This window comes from Leclercia sp. Colony189, from assembly GCF_009740165.1.
Taxonomy (GTDB): Bacteria; Pseudomonadota; Gammaproteobacteria; order Enterobacterales; family Enterobacteriaceae; genus Enterobacter.
This window is the reverse complement of record NZ_CP046557.1, coordinates 1,107,964-1,124,672: the sequence shown is the minus strand read 5'-3', so window position 1 is coordinate 1,124,672 and position 16,709 is coordinate 1,107,964. Positions and strand designations below refer to the sequence as shown.

Genomic DNA, 16,709 nt, shown 5'->3' with positions numbered 1-16,709 from the left:
TCAGCATGGGAGGTCAGTGCTGAGCAGGAATAGGAAAACCTTTCAGGGAAATAACAAAACTATCGCCTTCTTTCTTTATTTTTGCGCCGGTATCACACCAGTCAGACGCAATTCGAAAGAACTCATCACTGCCAACGTCCCAGCCCAGGCGGACATGTTTGACATAGCCAGAGCGCAGAAGCGTGCAGGCTTCGGAGTAGCTGCTGGCGGTGGATTGTTGATGTTGTTTCATTTTTTCTTCTTCAGAATTTTTCTTAGTGCCTTGATTTCTTTAGGAGTAAATGGAGCTACACTCTCTTCTTCCGTATGCTGATTGTCGATATCCTCCTCCGTCACTCCCGCCTCATCTGCTACAGCAAATGCCATCTGCAGCAGCTTCTCAGTGGTAACGCTGAGATTCTCATTATTCACTTCGGCATAATGACGAAGTTTCTCTTTCAGCGCTTCGTCAATTTTTACATTCAGGACTGCAGTCGTCATCGTTTTTACATCCCTGGCTATTTTTTCTTAAATTAATACACGAAGTTAACATTATTATCCAGATATATATTCTCTGCTTATACATCATAAAAATGTCACACTTACCCTGCAGAAAATTTATGACAGAATAATGACAACCATGTTTCAGTATGATGACAATTTGCGAAATATACAGGTCGGTTTAAAAATATATAATACGCGCACTATTGTTGGGGATAATGGCGATAATGGATATGAAGCGATGCTGAGAAGAGCAGAAATGGGTGGGGGCCCTGCCAGCTACATCCCGGCACACACGTCGTCTGCCCTGGCTGCTTCCTTCCGGACCTGACCTGGTGAACAGAGTAGCGTTGCGGGAGAACCAACAGAGCCCCCATTGAGAGCGTTGTTAACCAACGCGCTGGCGCATTATCACTGTACGGGATAGCAATTGCAAGTTAACCGCGTCCGGGTGATGTTTTATTGCGCAAAGCGTTTACAGAGTGGGCACTTTCTTCCTGTCTTGTCCGTAAATCTTTATCATGCCCTTAACACAGGAGCATAAAATGGACGAGCACGACTCTTTTCCCCAGCGGGTATGGCAGATAGTGGCCTCGATTCCCGAAGGCACGGTCACCACCTATGGCGAGGTGGCGCAGCTGGCGGGTTCTCCCCGTGCAGCGCGACAGGTAGGCGGTGTGCTGAGAAGGCTGCCTGAAGGTAGCACCCTGCCCTGGCATCGGGTGGTCAACCGCCACGGAGCAATCTCCTTAACCGGGCCAGATTTACAGCGCCAGCGTCAGGCCTTACTCAGCGAAGGTGTGCAGGTGTCGGGAAGTGGGCAAATTGATATGCAGCGTTATCGCTGGCGGTATTGAATAGCCCCTCTCAGACGAGAGGGGCATGAAGCATTAAAGCTGGGTTGGCGCCGGCGTAGCCGTAGATGGGCTAACCTGGGTTGGTGACGTTGACGGCACAGTTGTCGGCGCACCGCCGCCAGGCTGCAGCGGCAGCGAGGTCTGCTGTACCGGCACCAGCACCAGATCGGCTTTGGTACCGCCCTGATTGATCACCGGTTTAACGATATCGGTCATCAGGACAACCTTATCGTCAATGGTAATGGCTGCGCTCAGCAGGATGCGGGCGTTAGGCTGAACATCCGCCGGGTTAAACGGCAGTTCAAATTTAAATGGCGCCTGTTTACCCTCGGTACGCGTCGCCCGCTGCGCCAGAACCTTCGATGGCGAATCCGCCAGCGAGGCATCAGACAGAGTAACGGTTAACACTGCATCCGGCGGTAAAGCCACCTTCTGGCGGATCCAGATTGTACCTGAGACATTTGGCTGCTGAATGGTCGGCTGCGTCGCTACGCCAGCAGTGTTAGGGTTCGGCGCCGGCGTCTGAATGTCTGCGCTTTTATCCGCGCAGGCAGAGAGAGCAACCGCTACCGCTAAACCACTTAACATGTGCACGAGTTTCATTGAGTTCTCCTTATCATCAATGCACCAGCGGGATCGATACCGCCAGATGAGTGGTTAACATAAAGATAACGAGACTAAGTGTGGCACAGATCAATTATTTATGCCTGGAATCCCCCTGTTATTCAGATTATTGCACCCATCGGACCACTTGCATTTCTGCGTTATACTCTGCGTATCTTTCGCCACGGCGTATTAATTGAGGACGACTATGAGTCAGGCATTAAGCAATCTGCTGACATTATTAAACCTGGAAAAAATTGAAGAAGGACTCTTTCGGGGACAAAGCGAAGATCTGGGATTACGCCAGGTTTTCGGCGGCCAGGTTGTGGGACAAGCCCTCTACGCTGCAAAAGAGACCGTACCCCAGGAGCGCTTTGTGCACTCCTTTCATAGCTATTTTCTGCGCCCTGGCGACAGCCAGAAGCCCATCGTGTATGACGTTGAAGTCCTGCGCGACGGCACCAGTTTCAGCGCCCGCCGCGTGGCGGCGGTGCAAAACGGCAAGCCAATCTTTTACATGACCGCCTCATTCCAGGCGCCGGAGCCGGGCTATGAGCATCAGAAAGCGATGCCCCCTGCCCCCGCACCCGACGCGTTGCGTTCCGAGACGGACATTGCCCGTGCGCTGGCGCATCTGCTGCCTCCGCAGGTTAAAGAGAAGTTTCTTTGCGATAAACCACTGGAGATCCGCCCGGTTGAGTTCCACAACCCAATGAAGGGCCATATTGCGGAGCCGGCTCGTCAGGTCTGGATCCGCGCGAACGGCGCGATGCCGGAAGATTTCCGCGTGCATCAATATCTGCTGGGTTATGCCTCCGACTTCAACTTCCTGCCGGTTGCCCTGCAGCCACATGGTGTGGGCTTCCTTGAGAAAGGGATGCAGGTTGCCACCATCGACCATTCGATGTGGTTCCACCGTCCGTTTAATATGAATGAGTGGCTGCTGTACAGCGTGGAGAGTACCTCGGCATCCAGCGCTCGCGGCTTTGTTCGTGGTGAGTTTTATACCCAGGATGGCGTGCTGGTGGCCTCCACCGTGCAGGAAGGGGTGATGCGTAACCGCGGATGATATGAAAAAGCCGGGCGGCGTCTTTGCCTTACCCGGCCTACAAAAGCACAATCCGTAGGCCCGGTAAGCGTAGCGCCACCGGGCAATACTTTAACTTTACGCGTTGTATGCGTTCTCGCCGTGGCTGTTGACGTCCAGACCTTCGCGCTCCTGCTCTTCCGGTACGCGCAGCCCCACCGTCATGTCTGCCAGCTTGTAGCCGATAAAGGCCACCACACCCGACCAGACCACCGTGATGGCGATACTTTCCAGCTGAACCAGAACCTGGTGACCCATGGTCACGCCTTCCGCATAACCCACGCCGCCAAGGGACGTTGAGGCGAAGAAACCGGTCATGATACAGCCGATGATGCCGCACACGCCGTGCACACCAAAGACATCACACGGGTCGTCCACACGCAGAACACGTTTCAGCGCCGTTACGCCCCACAGACCGGCCAGACCTGCCACGATACCAATGATCAGCGCGCCACCGACACCGACGAAGCCACAGGCCGGGGTGATGCCTACCAGACCGGCAATGGCACCGGAACAGGCACCCAGCAGCGAAGGCTTGCCGCGTACCGCCCACTCGCCAAAGATCCAGGAGAGGATTGCGCCCGCTGTCGCCACAACGGTATTCACGAAGGCCAGCGCCGCGATTTCGTTTGCTGCGCTTGCTGAGCCTGCGTTAAAGCCAAACCAGCCGAAGTAGAGGATAGCCGTGCCGGTAAAGACCATCGGCAGGTTGTGCGGTTTGAAGGCCTCTTTGCCAAAACCGACGCGTTTGCCGATCAGGTATGCTCCCACCAGCCCCGCTACCGCGGCGTTGATATGCACAACGGTACCGCCCGCAAAGTCCAGCGCGCCATGAGAGGCCAGCAGGCCGCCGCCCCACACCATATGCGCCACCGGCACGTAGGAGAGCGTGAGCCACACCACCACGAAGATCAGCACGGCGGAGAAGCGGATACGTTCCGCCAGCGCCCCAACAATCAGCCCGACGGTGATACAGGCGAACGAGCCCTGGAACGCCACGTGGATGTACTGATAGAAGCTGCCCATTACCGCGGTTAGCTCGATATTTTTCAGCATCGCCCAGTTAAAGCTGCCGAAGAAGGCGTTGCCCTCCCCGAAGGCCAGCGAGTAGCCGTAAACCACCCACAGCACACAAACCAGCGCGAAGGTCACCGTCACCTGGGTGAGCATGGAGAGGACGTTTTTGCCGCGGATCAGGCCGCCGTAGAAGAGCGCGATCCCCGGAATGGTCATAAACAGCACCAGCGCGGTGCAAATCATCATAAAGGCGTTATCGGCTTTGTCTGCTACCGCGGGTGCAGCCATTGCCAGCCCCGGCAACAGCGCCAGAGACCCCAGACCTGCTTTAAGTGTTGTTGTGTTCATTTTCTCGATCCCTATCACTGTGTGCCTGCTGTTTTACAGTGCCGCTTCGTCGGCTTCGCCTGTACGAATGCGAATAACGCGTTGCAGCTCAGCAACGAAAATTTTGCCGTCGCCAATTTTGCCGGTGTAGGCTGCTTTGCTAATCACGTCGATGACTTCTTCCAGCTGATCGTCGGCGATCGCCACGTCAATCTTCACCTTTGGCAGAAAGTTGACGCTATATTCCGCGCCACGGTAGAGCTCTGCATGCCCCTTCTGTCGACCAAAGCCTTTCACCTCGGTGACGGTCAGCCCCTGAATACCCATTGAAGAGAGCGCTTCACGCACGTCTTCGAGCTTGAATGGTTTGATTACCACGGTAACCAGCTTCATATATCCCCTCCAGTCAGAATTCGGTTTTGGCGAGCTAACGAAGGTGGTATTGCAAGGGGTGTGCCAAAAGTGAAAAGGGCGTGAATACGAGGCATCGCGATAAGATGGCGAAAAAAAACGCACCATGACAGTGCAGGGTGCGTTTCATTTTTGCACCAACCGATTCAGCGGCTGGCAGGTTGCTTAATTTTAGTGCATCAGGCGCTGAGGGACTCCTCCCGCGCGCTGGCGGCCAGCTCTTCGCCAGCGAGCTGCAGTTGATACATTTGCCAGTAACGCCCTTTCGCCTCAAGCAGTTGCTTATGGGTACCGCGCTCAACCGCCTGGCCGCGATGAAGCACCAGAATGGTATCTGCCTCAACAATGGTCGACAGGCGGTGAGCAATCACGACCAGGGTGGTCTGTTCGCGTACCGCCGCCAGCGCCTGCTGGATCGCCTGCTCGGTGCCGGAATCGATGCTGGCGGTGGCTTCATCGAGGATGAGCACCTGCGGCGTATCGATCAACACCCGGGCCAGCGCTAATAGCTGCTTTTGCCCGACTGACAGATTGTTACCCTGCTCGCCCAGCCGGGTATGGATACCGTCGTGCAGGCCGCGGGCCAGATCCGCCAGCTGCACCTTTTCCAGCACGTCCCACACCTGCTCTTCGCTAAACGGCCGCCCCAGCGTCACGTTGGCATAGAAGGTGTCGGCCAGAACCACCGGATCCTGCTGCACCATCGCCACCCCTTTACGCAACACGGCGTGGCTCAGGGTCGACAGCGGGCGCCCATCCAGACGAATTTCACCTTCGGTGAGCGGGTAGTAGCCCATCAGCAGGCTGGCGAGGGTACTTTTACCGCTGCCGGTATGCCCCACCAGCGCGACAAAGCTTCGGGACGGTACCGTCAGGTTGATATCCTGCAATACCAGGCGATCGTCGCGATAGGCAAAGGAGACATGATCAAATTCAATCTCGCCGCTTTGCAGTTCGCGCTCGTCATCCCCATAGGCCTGGCGCGGGCGATCCATCAGCTCAAAAACGCGCTCACCGGCGACCACCGCCTGCTGCAACATCGACTGCTGGGTGGTGAGTTCAATCAGCGGCTCATTAAGACGGCCCAGATAGCTGATAAAGGCATACAGCACCCCCACTTCGATGGTGCCACGGGCGGCAAAGCCAAACTGCATCAGCAACCCGCACAGCACCAGCGCCGAAAAGAGGCTTAACAGCGGGCGCAGCAGGAAACCGTCCAGACGCAGGGTCTGCATGCGGGCCATGTAGTGTGAGCGGCTGGCCTCGCCCATCCGTTCGCCAAAGCGCGCCTGCTGACGGAACTGCTGAATCACGCTCATGCCATTGATGACCTCGTTAAAGCCATCGTTGATATCCGCCAGATAGGTTCGCACCCGGCGCACAATCGGTGTGCTGTAGCGCTGGTAGATGATCATCACAATCATCACCGCCGGGAAAATCGCCATCGCCACCAGCGCCATGCGCCACTCCAGGCTGAACATCGCCACCAGCATAGCGCCGACCAGCGCGGCGCTGCGCAGCACCGTCGCCACCACCGTAACATAGAGATCGCGGATCACTTCCGTATCGTTAGTCACGCGGGAGATAATCTGCCCGACAGGCTGGGTATCGAACGCGCTCAGCGGCTGGCGCAGCGCGGCGTCCATCACGTCGGTGCGCAACTGCTGCACCACCCCCACGGCGGCCTGGTTAAAGAGCAGCGACTGGGCGTAGTGCAGCCCCGCCGCCAGCAACTGTAGCCCGACATAGGCCACCGCCAGCCCGGTGACTAAACCGAGCGGCAGATAGTTTTTCGCCACCATGTTGTCGATGAAATAGCTGATCAGCAGCGGGCCGGTCACTTCGGCTATCGCCGCAATCCACAGCAATACCACCGCCAGCGACAGCGGTTTGCGCCACGGCGAGCCATAGGCCAGCAGGCGCTTCAGGGTAGGCCACAGCTGGGAAAAACTACGCATCGGCGGCCTCCTCGTCCGTCTCCGGCACCTCATCCAGCGCCGCTTCCAGTTGTTGATAACGGTACATATCGCGATACCAGCCCGGCTGTTCCGCCAGCTGCTCATGCTGCCCGCGCTGGGCAATGTGCCCGTGCTGCATCACCAGAATTTCGCTCGCCTCGGTCAGGGCCGAGAGACGATGGGCGCTGATGATCACCGTGCGCCCCTCCCCCCACTGTCGCAGGTTATGCAGGATCTGATGTTCAGTACGGCCATCGACGGCGGAAAGGGCATCGTCGAGGATCAGGATTTCGGCATTCAGCAGCAGCGCACGGGCGATGGAAATACGTTGCTTCTGCCCGCCCGACAGCATCACGCCGCGCTCGCCCACTTCGGTTTCATAGCCCTGGGGCAGGCGCAGGATATCGTCATGGACGCTGGCGAGACGCGCAACGTGCTCGATCTCCTCGCGTGTGGCGTGCGGACAACCCAGCGCAATATTATTCGCGACGGTATCGGAGAAGAGGAACGGCGTCTGGCTCACCACCGCAAGGCGGCTGCGCCAGCTATCCAGCCGCAGCTGCGGCAGTGGAATATCGTGGAAGCGGATCTCACCCTGAGGGATATCGAAGTGGCGCTGGATTAGAGACAGAATGGTGCTCTTGCCGGCGCCTGTTGGGCCGCAGATGCCCAGCATCTGCCCCGGTTGCAGCGTAAAGTGGACGTTTTCAAGCGTGACCTGTTCCGTCTGCGGATAGCTAAAGGCGCGGACGGCGACATTCAGCTCGCCGCGTCCGTTCGGTACCGTCTCGCTACCGTCGTTGACCACCGGCGCTTCGGCGAGCATGGCGCGGATCCGGCTGTAGGCCGCGCTGCCGCGCTCGACAATGTTAAACATCCAGGCCAGGGCCAGCATCGGCCAGATCATCAGCCCCAGATACATGGCAAAGCTGGTCAGCTGTCCGAGCGTCAGCGAGCCGTTAATCACCATCCAGCTTCCGCCGCCAATGGCCAGCAGGTTAGCGGTGCCGATGGCGATATAAATCGTGGGATCAAAACGGGCGTCAATCCGGGCGACGCGCAGGTTTTTGGCCCCGGTATCCGCCGCGTCGGCGGCAAACAGCGCCGACTGACGATCCTCCAGGCCAAAGGCTTTGATCATCCTGATACTGGTCAGGCTCTCCTGGGTACGGTCGTTAAGAGTGGAGAACGCCGCCTGCGCCAGCTTGAAGCGCTGGTGAAGCTGATCGCCGTAGCGTTTGATCGCCAGGGCCATCAGAGGCATTGGCAGGAGCGCCAGCAGGGTTAACTGCCAGCTGATTTGGGTCGACATGACGATCAGCACCGCGCAGCCCATCACCAGCGAGTCCACCAGGGTTAATACCCCTTCCCCGGCGGCAAAGACTACGCGATCCACGTCATTGGTGGCGCGGGCAATCAGGTCGCCGGTGCGATGGCGCAGATAAAATTCCGGATGCTGGCGGCTGAGCTGGCGGTAAAAATCTTCCCGCAGCTCGACGGCAAGCTGGTATGACGCACCGAACAACAGCACGCGCCAGACATAGCGCAGCAGGTAGACCACCACCGCCGTCAGGACCAGCATGCCGATCCACATCATCACCCGTGCGGTGGTGTAATGCTGTTCCGTAACGCCATCCACAACGTAGCCCACCACTTTTGGTGGGATGAGCTGCAGAATGGCAATAATAATAAGCAGGGCGACTGCACCGAGGTAGCGTTGCCACTCCCGGCGAAAGTACCAGCTTAACTGAGCAAATAATCGCACGCGGTCTTTTCCTGAGGATTGTATTCCGGGTTATTCAATGGGTAAGGCGGTGGTGTATTTTATCTGTTCCATCGCAAAGCTGGAGGTGACATTCGTCAGACCCGGCACGCTGTTGACCAGCCGTTTATAGAAGTCATCATAGCGCTTCATGTCAGCTACCTGTACGCGCATCAGGTAGTCATATTCGCCCGCCATGCGCCAGAAGCCCAGCACTTCCGGCATCTGTGAAACCACGCTAACGAATCCGCAGTACCATTCGCTGCTGTGGTGCTGCGTTTTTATCAGCACAAACGCGGTCAGGCCAAGCCCCAGTTTTTCGGGATCGAGCAGCGCCACACGCCCCAGCAATATGCCTTCGTCTTCCAGTCGTTTCAGGCGTTTCCAGCAGGGCGTGGTGGTCAGATTAACGGCATCCGCCAGCGCCTGCAAAGAGAGGGTGCAGTCACTTTGCAGTAAGGAGAGCAGCTTACGGTCAATTTTATCTAGCATAACCACCCCGCAGAGAAAATTTTTCTCTTCACATTCTATTTTAAAGGTCAGATAGCAACAATTTTTTCTGTGCTTTTCGCTATGCTGGGCACAAAATGACAAATGGATAACTTCGATGAATAGCACCTGGGTTAAAAATGCCATCAGTGAAATTAACGCCGATTATCAGCGGTCGGCGGATACACACCTTATTCGCCTTGCCCTGCCCGGTTTTCCGGGTATCCAGCTCTATCTGAAAGACGAAAGTACCCACCCCACCGGCAGCCTGAAGCACCGTCTGGCGCGCTCGCTGTTCCTGTATGGGCTGTGTAATGGCTGGATCAATGAAGGCACCACCATTATTGAATCCTCCTCCGGTTCCACCGCCGTCTCTGAGGCCTATTTTGCCCGCCTGCTCGGCCTGCCGTTTATCGCCGTTATGCCATCCTGTACGGCGAAACGTAAAATCGAACAGATCGAATTTTACGGTGGTCGCTGTCACTTTGTGGAAAGCGCCTGTGAAATTTATGCCGCCTCAGAGATGCTGGCCCGGGAGCTGAACGGCCACTATATGGACCAGTTTACCTTCGCGGAGCGGGCCACCGACTGGCGCGGCAATAACAACATTGCCGACAGTATCTTCCGCCAGATGCAGAATGAGCCTAACCCGGTACCGGCCCATATCGTGATGAGCGCTGGCACCGGCGGCACCTCGGCCACCATTGGCCGCTATATTCGCTGCCAGGGATACGATACCCGTCTTATGGTGGTGGATCCGCAGAACTCCGTATTCCTGGATTACTGGCAGCAGCGCGATCCTGCCCTGCGCAGCCCGGTCGGGAGCAAAATAGAAGGGATTGGCCGCCCGCGCGTCGAACCATCGTTTATTCCGGATGTGGTGGACGAGATGCTCCGCGTGCCGGATGCCGCGAGCGTCGCCACCGCCCTCTGGCTGGAAACGCAGCTGGGCCGCAAGGTGGGGGCCTCAACCGGCACCAATATGTGGGGCGCGTTACAGCTGGCCGCGCGGATGCGTGAGGCAGGGCAAACCGGCTCTGTCGTGACGCTGCTGTGCGACAGCGGTGAGCGTTATCTGGAGACCTATTACAACGCCGAATGGGTAAAAGCGAATATTGGCGATGTGGCGCCGTGGCTTGCGGAAATCACCCGGCTGGTAAAATAAAAAAAGCCAGACGTTTGTCTGGCTTGCTGGAAGGGTCTCACTATTCGGGGGAATAAGGAAGATCAGGTGTATCCAGCCAATGGGTTAAGAAATGGGACACGGCCTCGTTGCGGCAGTGTCCAATAACCGGTAAATGCGCCAGCTCGGCGATCAGCTGCGGCATCGCATTGCCCATAATCAGGCCGCGCCCCACGCTGCCCAGCATCTCGCGATCGTTCATCGCATCGCCAAACGCCATACACTCCTGCAGGTTCAGGCCCAGATGTTCGCTCAGCACCGCCAGCGCGGAGCCTTTGTTGCACCCTACCGGCAGCACCTCCAGACAATCGATGGCCGAGAAGGTGAGATGCGCGCGGCCGCCCAGCGCCTCGTTGAGCTGAATGCGCAGGCGGCACAGATCGTCATGATCGCCGCAGAAACAGATTTTCGTCACCGCATGGGCCGGAATACGGCGCAGATCGGTCACCTGATACTGGAAGCCGCTATAGACGTGCGCTTCGAGCAGCGCCGGGATTTCCTTGCCTGTCAGCCAGCCGGTATCGTTAAAAACGTGGATGCTGGCCTGCGTATCCCATGTGCTGTGCAGCACCTGTTCTGCCACATCCGGGGCGAGATCCTGGCGATAAAGCACATCCCCTTCCAGAGAGTGAATGCGCGTGCCGTTGCCGGTAATCAAAAAGGCGTCGAGGGAGAGCACCCCCATTAAGTGGTGCATCTCCAGCACATGACGACCCGTGGCGAAGGTGAGCGTGATATCACGCTCACGCAGCCGCTTAAGCACGCTCAGCGTCCTATCGCCTAAACGGTGATCCGGCATTAACAAGGTGCCGTCCATATCAAATGCCGCCAGCCGCGCCATGAGAACTCCAAAAATGTGAAGAGGTAACTTGTGCAACAGTATTGCCTGGTATATACGGAAGTAATACTGAATAGATGGACATTATTGTTCCGGGTTTACGATGCGCCAGCTTAATCGACTTAATCAGTACCAGCGACTGTGGCAGCCCTCTGCCGGTGCGCCACAGCAGGTCAGCGTGGCAGAGCTGGCGAGCCGCTGTTTTTGCAGTGAACGGCATGTCCGCACCCTGCTGCGTCAGGCCCAGGAGGCGGGCTGGCTCAGCTGGCATGCGCAGTCCGGACGCGGAAAGCGCGGTGAGCTACGCTTTTACGTCACGCCGGAATCGTTACGTAACGCGATGATGGAAGAGGCGCTGAAAAGCGGGCATCAGCAGAACGCCCTGGCGCTGGCACAGCTGGCCCCCCAGGCGCTGCGCGCGCTGCTGCATCCTTTTCTGGGCGGGCAGTGGCAGAATGATACGCCGACGCTGCGCATTCCCTATTACCGTCCACTCGATCCGCTCCAGCCTGGTTTTCTGCCGGGCCGCGCTGAACAGCATCTCGTGGGACAGATCTTTTCCGGACTGACCCGGTTCGACGATACCCGCAGCGAACCTGTGGGCGATCTGGCGCATCACTGGGATATCTCGACCGACGGGCTGCGCTGGCATTTCTACATTCGCTCCACGCTGCACTGGCACAACGGGGATAAAGTCGAGGCAACCCAGCTCCAGAGCCAGCTGGCGAAGCTGCTTACCCTGCCCGCGCTGCGCAAGCTGTTTAACAGCGTGAGGCAAATTGAGGTCACCCATCCTCAGTGCCTGACTTTTGTATTACACCATCCCGACTACTGGCTGGCGCACCGGCTGGCAAGCTATTGCAGCCACCTTGCCCATCCTGAACAGCCCCTGACCGGGAGCGGGCCGTTTCGCCTGGCAATCTTCGATCCTGACCTGGTCCGGCTGGAAAGCCACGAGCAGTACCACCTCGGGCATCCGCTGCTGAAAGCGATCGAATACTGGATCACGCCTCAACTTTTTGACCAGGATTTAGGTACCAGCTGTCGTCATCCGGTGCAGATTGCCATCGGTGAGCCGGAGGAGCTTGCCAGCCTGCGGCTGGTCAGTAACAGCATCAGCCTCGGTTTTTGCTACCTCACGCTGAAACAGAGCGATCGCCTAAGCGAAGCGCAGGCCCGACGGATGATCGAGATCATCCATCACTCGTCGCTGCTGCATACGCTGCCGCTGGACGAGAATCTCATCACGCCGACCCAGGAGTTGCTGCCGGGCTGGTCAATCCCGCAGTGGACGCGGGAACAGGAGACCGTTCTGCCGGAAACGCTCACTCTGCTTTATCACCTGCCGGTGGAGTTGCATACCATGGCGGAACAGTTGAAACGCTATCTGGCGCAGGAAGGGTGTCAGCTCAGAGTGATGTTTCATGACGCCAAAACCTGGGACGGCTGCACCGCCCTGGCGGAGGCGGATATCATGATGGGGGACAGGTTAATTGGCGAGGCGCCAGAATACACCCTGGAGCAGTGGCTGCGCTGTGATGCCCTGTGGCCTTATCTGCTCAGCGCACCGGAGTTCGCGCACCTGATGGCGACCCTGGATGCCGTTCAGACCCAACCCGACGGTTCTGCCCGCCATCTGGCGCTGAAAGAGGTTTACTCCCGCCTGATGAAGCGTGCCGTGCTGACGCCGCTGTTCAACTATCAATATCAAATCAGCGCCCCGCCGGGGGTAAATGGTATCCGGCTGAATCCGCGCGGCTGGTTTGACTTTACCGAGGCCTGGCTGCCAGCGCCGAAAACGTGAAGAAGCTGGTCGCCGCCACGGGCAGACGCTACCATAGGTCTTTAACCGTCAAAGTTGGGAAGATTAATGAAACGTGCCGTTGTCGTCTTCAGTGGAGGTCAGGACTCCACGACCTGTCTGGTTCAGGCTCTGCAGCAATATGATGAAGTCCATTGTGTGACTTTTGACTATGGCCAGCGCCATAGCGAAGAGATTGAGGTCGCGCAAAAACTGGCGGTGAAACTCGGCGCACGGGCGCATAAGGTGCTGGATGTCACTCTGCTCAACGAACTGGCGGTGAGCAGCCTCACTCGGGACAGCATTCCGGTACCGGACTACGAACCGGATGCCGAGGGGATCCCGAATACCTTCGTACCGGGGCGTAATATCCTCTTCCTGACCCTGACGGCCATCTATGCTTACCAGGTAAAAGCCGAGGCAATCATCACCGGCGTGTGCGAAACCGACTTCTCGGGCTATCCGGACTGCCGCGATGAGTTTGTTAAAGCCCTTAACCACGCTGTGAACCTCGGCATGGCCAAAGATATCCGTTTCGAAACGCCGCTAATGTGGCTCGATAAAGCCGAAACCTGGGCGCTGGCCGACTACTGGGGCAAGCTGGATCTGGTGCGTAACGAAACGCTCACCTGCTACAACGGCATCAAAGGCGATGGCTGCGGCCAGTGTGCGGCGTGTAATCTGCGCGCTAATGGCCTGAATCACTATCTGGCGGATAAAGCCGGGGTGATGGCGGCTCTGAAGAAAAAAACCGGTCTTAACTGACCGGAGCGGTCTGCCGGGTGAAAAGATGCTTCGCCCGGCATCAGAAGCGGGGTTATTTGATTAACAGCTCCAGCTTCTCACGTAACTCCCCCTCCAGCGGCAGCGCTTTCTGCGTTTTCAGATCGATGCAGACAAAGGTAATCAATGCATCTGCCACCACCTGTCCTTCCGGCTCCAGGGTGATCACCTGGCTCAATACCCCACTTTTCCCGTTCAACTGCTGTAGCTGGCTGGTCACGGTGAGTAGATCGCTGAGCACTGCGGGCCGGCGATAGTTGATATTGATGTTCACCACCACAAAAGCGATACGGTGCGCGGTCATCCATTGAAAACTGTCGCTGTTTTCCAGTCCATCCCAGCGCGCCTCTTCGAGGAACTCCAGATAACGGGCGTTATTAACGTGTTGGTAAACATCAAGGTGGTAACCGCGAACTTTGATTTGGGTCTGCATAGCGCAATAGCCTTCAGGGTAGTTAATTATAAGATTCAGAGGTCATAACTGGTACGACCTCTTTATCCTGGCAAATTTTTACCACTGTGCAAGTTATTACAGCATCAGGTGCGCAAGATTACGTTCCACCAGCGCCCCACCCATACCCGGAACCTGCCGGAGATCGTCCAGAGTTTTAAACGGACCGTACTCTTCGCGGTAACTGACGATCGCCTGGGCTTTTTTTATCCCCACGCCATTCATCACCTTTGCCAGCTCCTCTGCCGATGCAGAATTAATGCTGACCCGCACCCCTTCCTCTTCGCCGTTTTTGCTGCTCGCGGCGGCTTTCGACTGCGGTGATGATGTGACGGAGACCGACGGCTCAGATTTGCTTTGCGTGACCGGCGTTTTCGCGACCGAGGGTGCCGCCAGCGCGCTGTGGCTCAACCCCGCCGTTACGATGGCAAGCGTGATGAAAAGGGCTTTGATTCCATGTTTCATGCTGTTTTCTCCTTGTTTGTTGACAGCCCCCTTACCTTATTCGGGCCGCTTTTCAGGCACAAACAGCAGATTGCAGAAATGGAAAAGGCCGCGAAAGCGGCCTTTTGGTATTGCAGTATGTTGCTTAAGTTTGCGACCAGCGCCGTAATTACTGCTGAGTAATGATATCGCCCAGCTTAATTTTGGCTTCTTTACGCAGATTACTCATCAACGCTTCGAAAGCGATTTGGGCGTTGTTCTGGGTGATACCCTGAACCATCGCTTTCTTCTGCGCTTCCGGCATGGTGCCCGCTTTGACTTCATCCAGCGCCACAATCACTACGTTGCCCTGCATATCGTTGGCGATACCAAAGCTCGGTTTGTCTTTCGCAGGCTGGCTCAGGGTAAATGCCGCCTGGCTGATCGGATCCTGACCGGTACGGCTCAGGGTCTTCGCCTCGCCAAAGCTCAGGCCAGCCGCTTTCAGCGCCTCATCACCTTTACCGGCTTTCAGCTCAGCCAGCAGCTTTTCAGCATCCAGCTTCGCCTGCTGCACGGCTTTGTTATGTTTCACCAGCGCAGCGATCTGATCTTTCACCTCGTCCAGCGGCTTAACAGCCTCCGGCTTGTGTTCACTCACACGCAGGACAAAGGCGCGGTCGCCGTCCACGGTGATGATGTCGGAGTTGCTGCCCGGGGTGCCGTTTTCGCCCACCAGACCACCGCTAAAGATAGCATCCGCCACTGGCTTGAAGTTCAGCTCCTCCGGCAGGTTGTCACGATCAAACCAACCGGTGGTGACAGCTTTCGCGCCCGCAGCCTGCTCAGCGCCCGCCAGGGATTCGTTGTCGTTGCTGGCCGCATCGCTCACTTTCTGCTGCAACGCATAGAAGCCATCCAGCGCTTTCTCCTGCTTCACTTTCGCCGCAATCTCATCATGGACGTCCGCCAGCGGTTTGGTTGTCGCAGGGGTAATATCATCCAGACGTGCCACCAGGAAACCGACGGAAGATTTAATCACGCCAGAAAGTTGACCTTTCTCTTTCAGGCCGGCATTTTTCAGCTCGTCCGGGGTGGTGGCCTCTTCCAGCCAACCCATGTCACCGCCGTTTTTCGCAGAGATGATATCGGTGGACTTCTCTTTTGCGACCGTCGCGAAGTCGGTGCCTTTGTTCAGCTCATCCAGCGCCGCTTTAGCGTCGGCTTCCGTTTTGGTCTGAATCACGCTGTAACGGTTACGCTGTGGCTGAGTGAACTGATCCTGATGCTGATCGTAGTAAGACTGGATCTCCGCATCGGTGGCGTTCTCCTGCATCGCAGCCGCATCCAGCTTGATGTAGCTCACGCGGAACTGTTCCGGGGCGGTGAAGTTGTTTTTGTTCTGCTCGTAGTAGCTTTTCACCTCTTCGTCGCTCGCCTGCTGTTTAGCCGCCAGGGCGTTAACGTCGAAAGTGGCTTCGCGCACGACGCGCTGCTGAGCAACCAGCGTCGCCAGCTCGTCCGCTTCGCCCTTAAGCATGAAGTCGGTGCCTACAACAGCGTTAATAAGCTGCTGAGTGGTGAGCTGATTGCGCAGTGCCTGAGCGTATTGATCCGGCGTCATCCCCATCTGATTAACGATGGCGGTATAACGGGTGTTATCAAATTTGCCGTTATTCTGGAAAGCAGGGGTAGCGAAAATCGCATTCTTCACCTGATCATCGCTGATGCTCAGACCCAGCTCACGTGCATACTGATCCAGCAGGGCTTCGTCGATAAGACGGTTCAGCGTCTGCTGACGCAGGTTCTTCATGTACCCTTCGTTCGCCGCCAGTTCAGAGAACCGATCGCCTAACTGTTGCTGCATGCGGTTACGTTCACCGGCAAATGCATTCTCAAACTGCCCACGGCTGATTTCCTGGTCGTTCACTTTTGCGGCGTAGTTTGCACTACCGCCAATCAGGTATCCGCTCACGCCGGTCAATATGAACGACACGATAATGATACCGAAAATAATCTTGAGCACGAGACTGTTAGCAGCCGTGCGTAAGCTGTCCATCATGGTGTAACCACACTCCGCTGTAGGTGACTGGTGACCTGACGCTGGCGGAATCCTGACCGCAGCGCGTAAAGACGTATTGTGACAAGAAACCGGGGCTATTGTCAGCCCACAACTCGCATAAACTCACATAAATCAGGCCTGGACAAACAAAAAAGGCACATCAAATGATGCGCCCTT

At 56.8% G+C, this 16,709-nt stretch carries 17 protein-coding genes and 1 other RNA gene; 5 read left to right on the top strand and 13 right to left on the bottom strand.

The window, feature by feature from the left end:
• Positions 1 to 13: 13 nt before the first annotated feature.
• From GNG29_RS05300 to ffs, 3 genes are all read right to left on the bottom strand, one after another.
• Positions 14 to 232 (bottom strand): hypothetical protein, encoded by a 219-nt coding sequence (locus GNG29_RS05300; RefSeq protein WP_032616855.1) that lies wholly within the window; start codon positions 230 to 232, stop codon positions 14 to 16.
• Positions 229 to 480 carry a hypothetical protein gene (locus GNG29_RS05295; protein WP_039032396.1) on the bottom strand — a complete coding sequence of 84 codons (252 nt, stop codon included), beginning with the start codon at positions 478 to 480 and terminating at the stop codon, positions 229 to 231. The genes GNG29_RS05300 and GNG29_RS05295 overlap by 4 nt, the downstream gene beginning before the upstream one ends.
• Positions 481 to 750: 270 nt before the next feature.
• Positions 751 to 847, bottom strand: an RNA gene (gene ffs, locus GNG29_RS05290) — signal recognition particle sRNA small type.
• A 154-nt stretch (positions 848 to 1,001) separates the two neighbouring features.
• On the opposite strand from ffs, the gene GNG29_RS05285 reads away from it, so the two are divergent.
• A complete protein-coding gene (locus GNG29_RS05285) occupies positions 1,002 to 1,337 on the top strand; it encodes an MGMT family protein (protein WP_168194659.1) in 336 nt (111 codons plus the stop codon).
• A gap of 33 nt (positions 1,338 to 1,370) precedes the next feature.
• Here the strand turns inward: GNG29_RS05285 and GNG29_RS05280 are convergent, their stop codons facing one another.
• The gene (locus GNG29_RS05280) at positions 1,371 to 1,940 is read right to left on the bottom strand and encodes a YbaY family lipoprotein (RefSeq protein ID WP_103178495.1); all 570 of its coding nucleotides are present in this window, start codon (positions 1,938 to 1,940) and stop codon (positions 1,371 to 1,373) included.
• Positions 1,941 to 2,148: 208 nt separating this feature from the next.
• On the opposite strand from GNG29_RS05280, the gene tesB reads away from it, so the two are divergent.
• Entirely contained in the window at positions 2,149 to 3,009 is an 861-nt protein-coding gene (tesB, locus tag GNG29_RS05275) for an acyl-CoA thioesterase II (RefSeq protein WP_103178494.1), read from the top strand.
• A 96-nt stretch (positions 3,010 to 3,105) separates the two neighbouring features.
• Here the strand turns inward: tesB and amtB are convergent, their stop codons facing one another.
• From amtB to GNG29_RS05250, 5 genes are all read right to left on the bottom strand, one after another.
• Positions 3,106 to 4,392 carry an ammonium transporter AmtB gene (gene amtB, locus GNG29_RS05270; protein WP_032616850.1) on the bottom strand — a complete coding sequence of 429 codons (1,287 nt, stop codon included), beginning with the start codon at positions 4,390 to 4,392 and terminating at the stop codon, positions 3,106 to 3,108.
• Positions 4,393 to 4,425: 33 nt separating this feature from the next.
• Entirely contained in the window at positions 4,426 to 4,764 is a 339-nt protein-coding gene (gene glnK, locus GNG29_RS05265) for a P-II family nitrogen regulator (protein ID WP_103178493.1), read from the bottom strand.
• A 197-nt stretch (positions 4,765 to 4,961) separates the two neighbouring features.
• Positions 4,962 to 6,740, bottom strand: a complete 1,779-nt coding sequence (locus GNG29_RS05260) for a SmdB family multidrug efflux ABC transporter permease/ATP-binding protein (RefSeq protein WP_103178492.1) — start codon at positions 6,738 to 6,740, stop codon at positions 4,962 to 4,964.
• Entirely contained in the window at positions 6,733 to 8,505 is a 1,773-nt protein-coding gene (locus GNG29_RS05255) for a SmdA family multidrug ABC transporter permease/ATP-binding protein (RefSeq protein ID WP_103178491.1), read from the bottom strand. Before GNG29_RS05255 ends, GNG29_RS05260 begins: the two co-directional genes overlap by 8 nt.
• Before the next feature lie 30 nt (positions 8,506 to 8,535).
• Positions 8,536 to 8,994 carry an Lrp/AsnC family transcriptional regulator gene (locus tag GNG29_RS05250; protein WP_168192003.1) on the bottom strand — a complete coding sequence of 153 codons (459 nt, stop codon included), beginning with the start codon at positions 8,992 to 8,994 and terminating at the stop codon, positions 8,536 to 8,538.
• Between the two features lie 115 nt (positions 8,995 to 9,109).
• Between GNG29_RS05250 and GNG29_RS05245 the strand changes: the two genes are divergently transcribed.
• On the top strand, positions 9,110 to 10,156 hold the full coding sequence (locus tag GNG29_RS05245) for a PLP-dependent cysteine synthase family protein (RefSeq protein WP_103178490.1): 1,047 nt from the start codon (positions 9,110 to 9,112) through the stop codon (positions 10,154 to 10,156).
• 40 nt (positions 10,157 to 10,196) lie between these two features.
• Here GNG29_RS05245 and cof read toward each other — a convergent pair whose 3' ends face one another.
• A complete protein-coding gene (gene cof, locus GNG29_RS05240) occupies positions 10,197 to 11,015 on the bottom strand; it encodes an HMP-PP phosphatase (protein ID WP_156654002.1) in 819 nt (272 codons plus the stop codon).
• 100 nt (positions 11,016 to 11,115) lie between these two features.
• Here cof and GNG29_RS05235 point away from each other — a divergent pair, with 100 nt between their 5' ends.
• Entirely contained in the window at positions 11,116 to 12,816 is a 1,701-nt protein-coding gene (locus GNG29_RS05235) for an SgrR family transcriptional regulator (protein WP_156654001.1), read from the top strand.
• Positions 12,817 to 12,882: 66 nt separating this feature from the next.
• Positions 12,883 to 13,578, top strand: coding sequence for a 7-cyano-7-deazaguanine synthase QueC (gene queC / locus GNG29_RS05230; protein WP_103178487.1), 696 nt, complete (start codon positions 12,883 to 12,885; stop codon positions 13,576 to 13,578).
• A 52-nt stretch (positions 13,579 to 13,630) separates the two neighbouring features.
• Here queC and fadM read toward each other — a convergent pair whose 3' ends face one another.
• From fadM to ppiD, 3 genes are all read right to left on the bottom strand, one after another.
• The gene (gene fadM / locus GNG29_RS05225; protein WP_103178486.1) at positions 13,631 to 14,029 is read right to left on the bottom strand and encodes a long-chain acyl-CoA thioesterase FadM; all 399 of its coding nucleotides are present in this window, start codon (positions 14,027 to 14,029) and stop codon (positions 13,631 to 13,633) included.
• A gap of 96 nt (positions 14,030 to 14,125) precedes the next feature.
• Positions 14,126 to 14,512 carry a helix-hairpin-helix domain-containing protein gene (locus tag GNG29_RS05220; RefSeq protein ID WP_103178485.1) on the bottom strand — a complete coding sequence of 129 codons (387 nt, stop codon included), beginning with the start codon at positions 14,510 to 14,512 and terminating at the stop codon, positions 14,126 to 14,128.
• 148 nt (positions 14,513 to 14,660) lie between these two features.
• A complete protein-coding gene (gene ppiD, locus GNG29_RS05215; protein WP_156654000.1) occupies positions 14,661 to 16,532 on the bottom strand; it encodes a peptidylprolyl isomerase in 1,872 nt (623 codons plus the stop codon).
• Positions 16,533 to 16,709 lie beyond the last annotated feature (177 nt).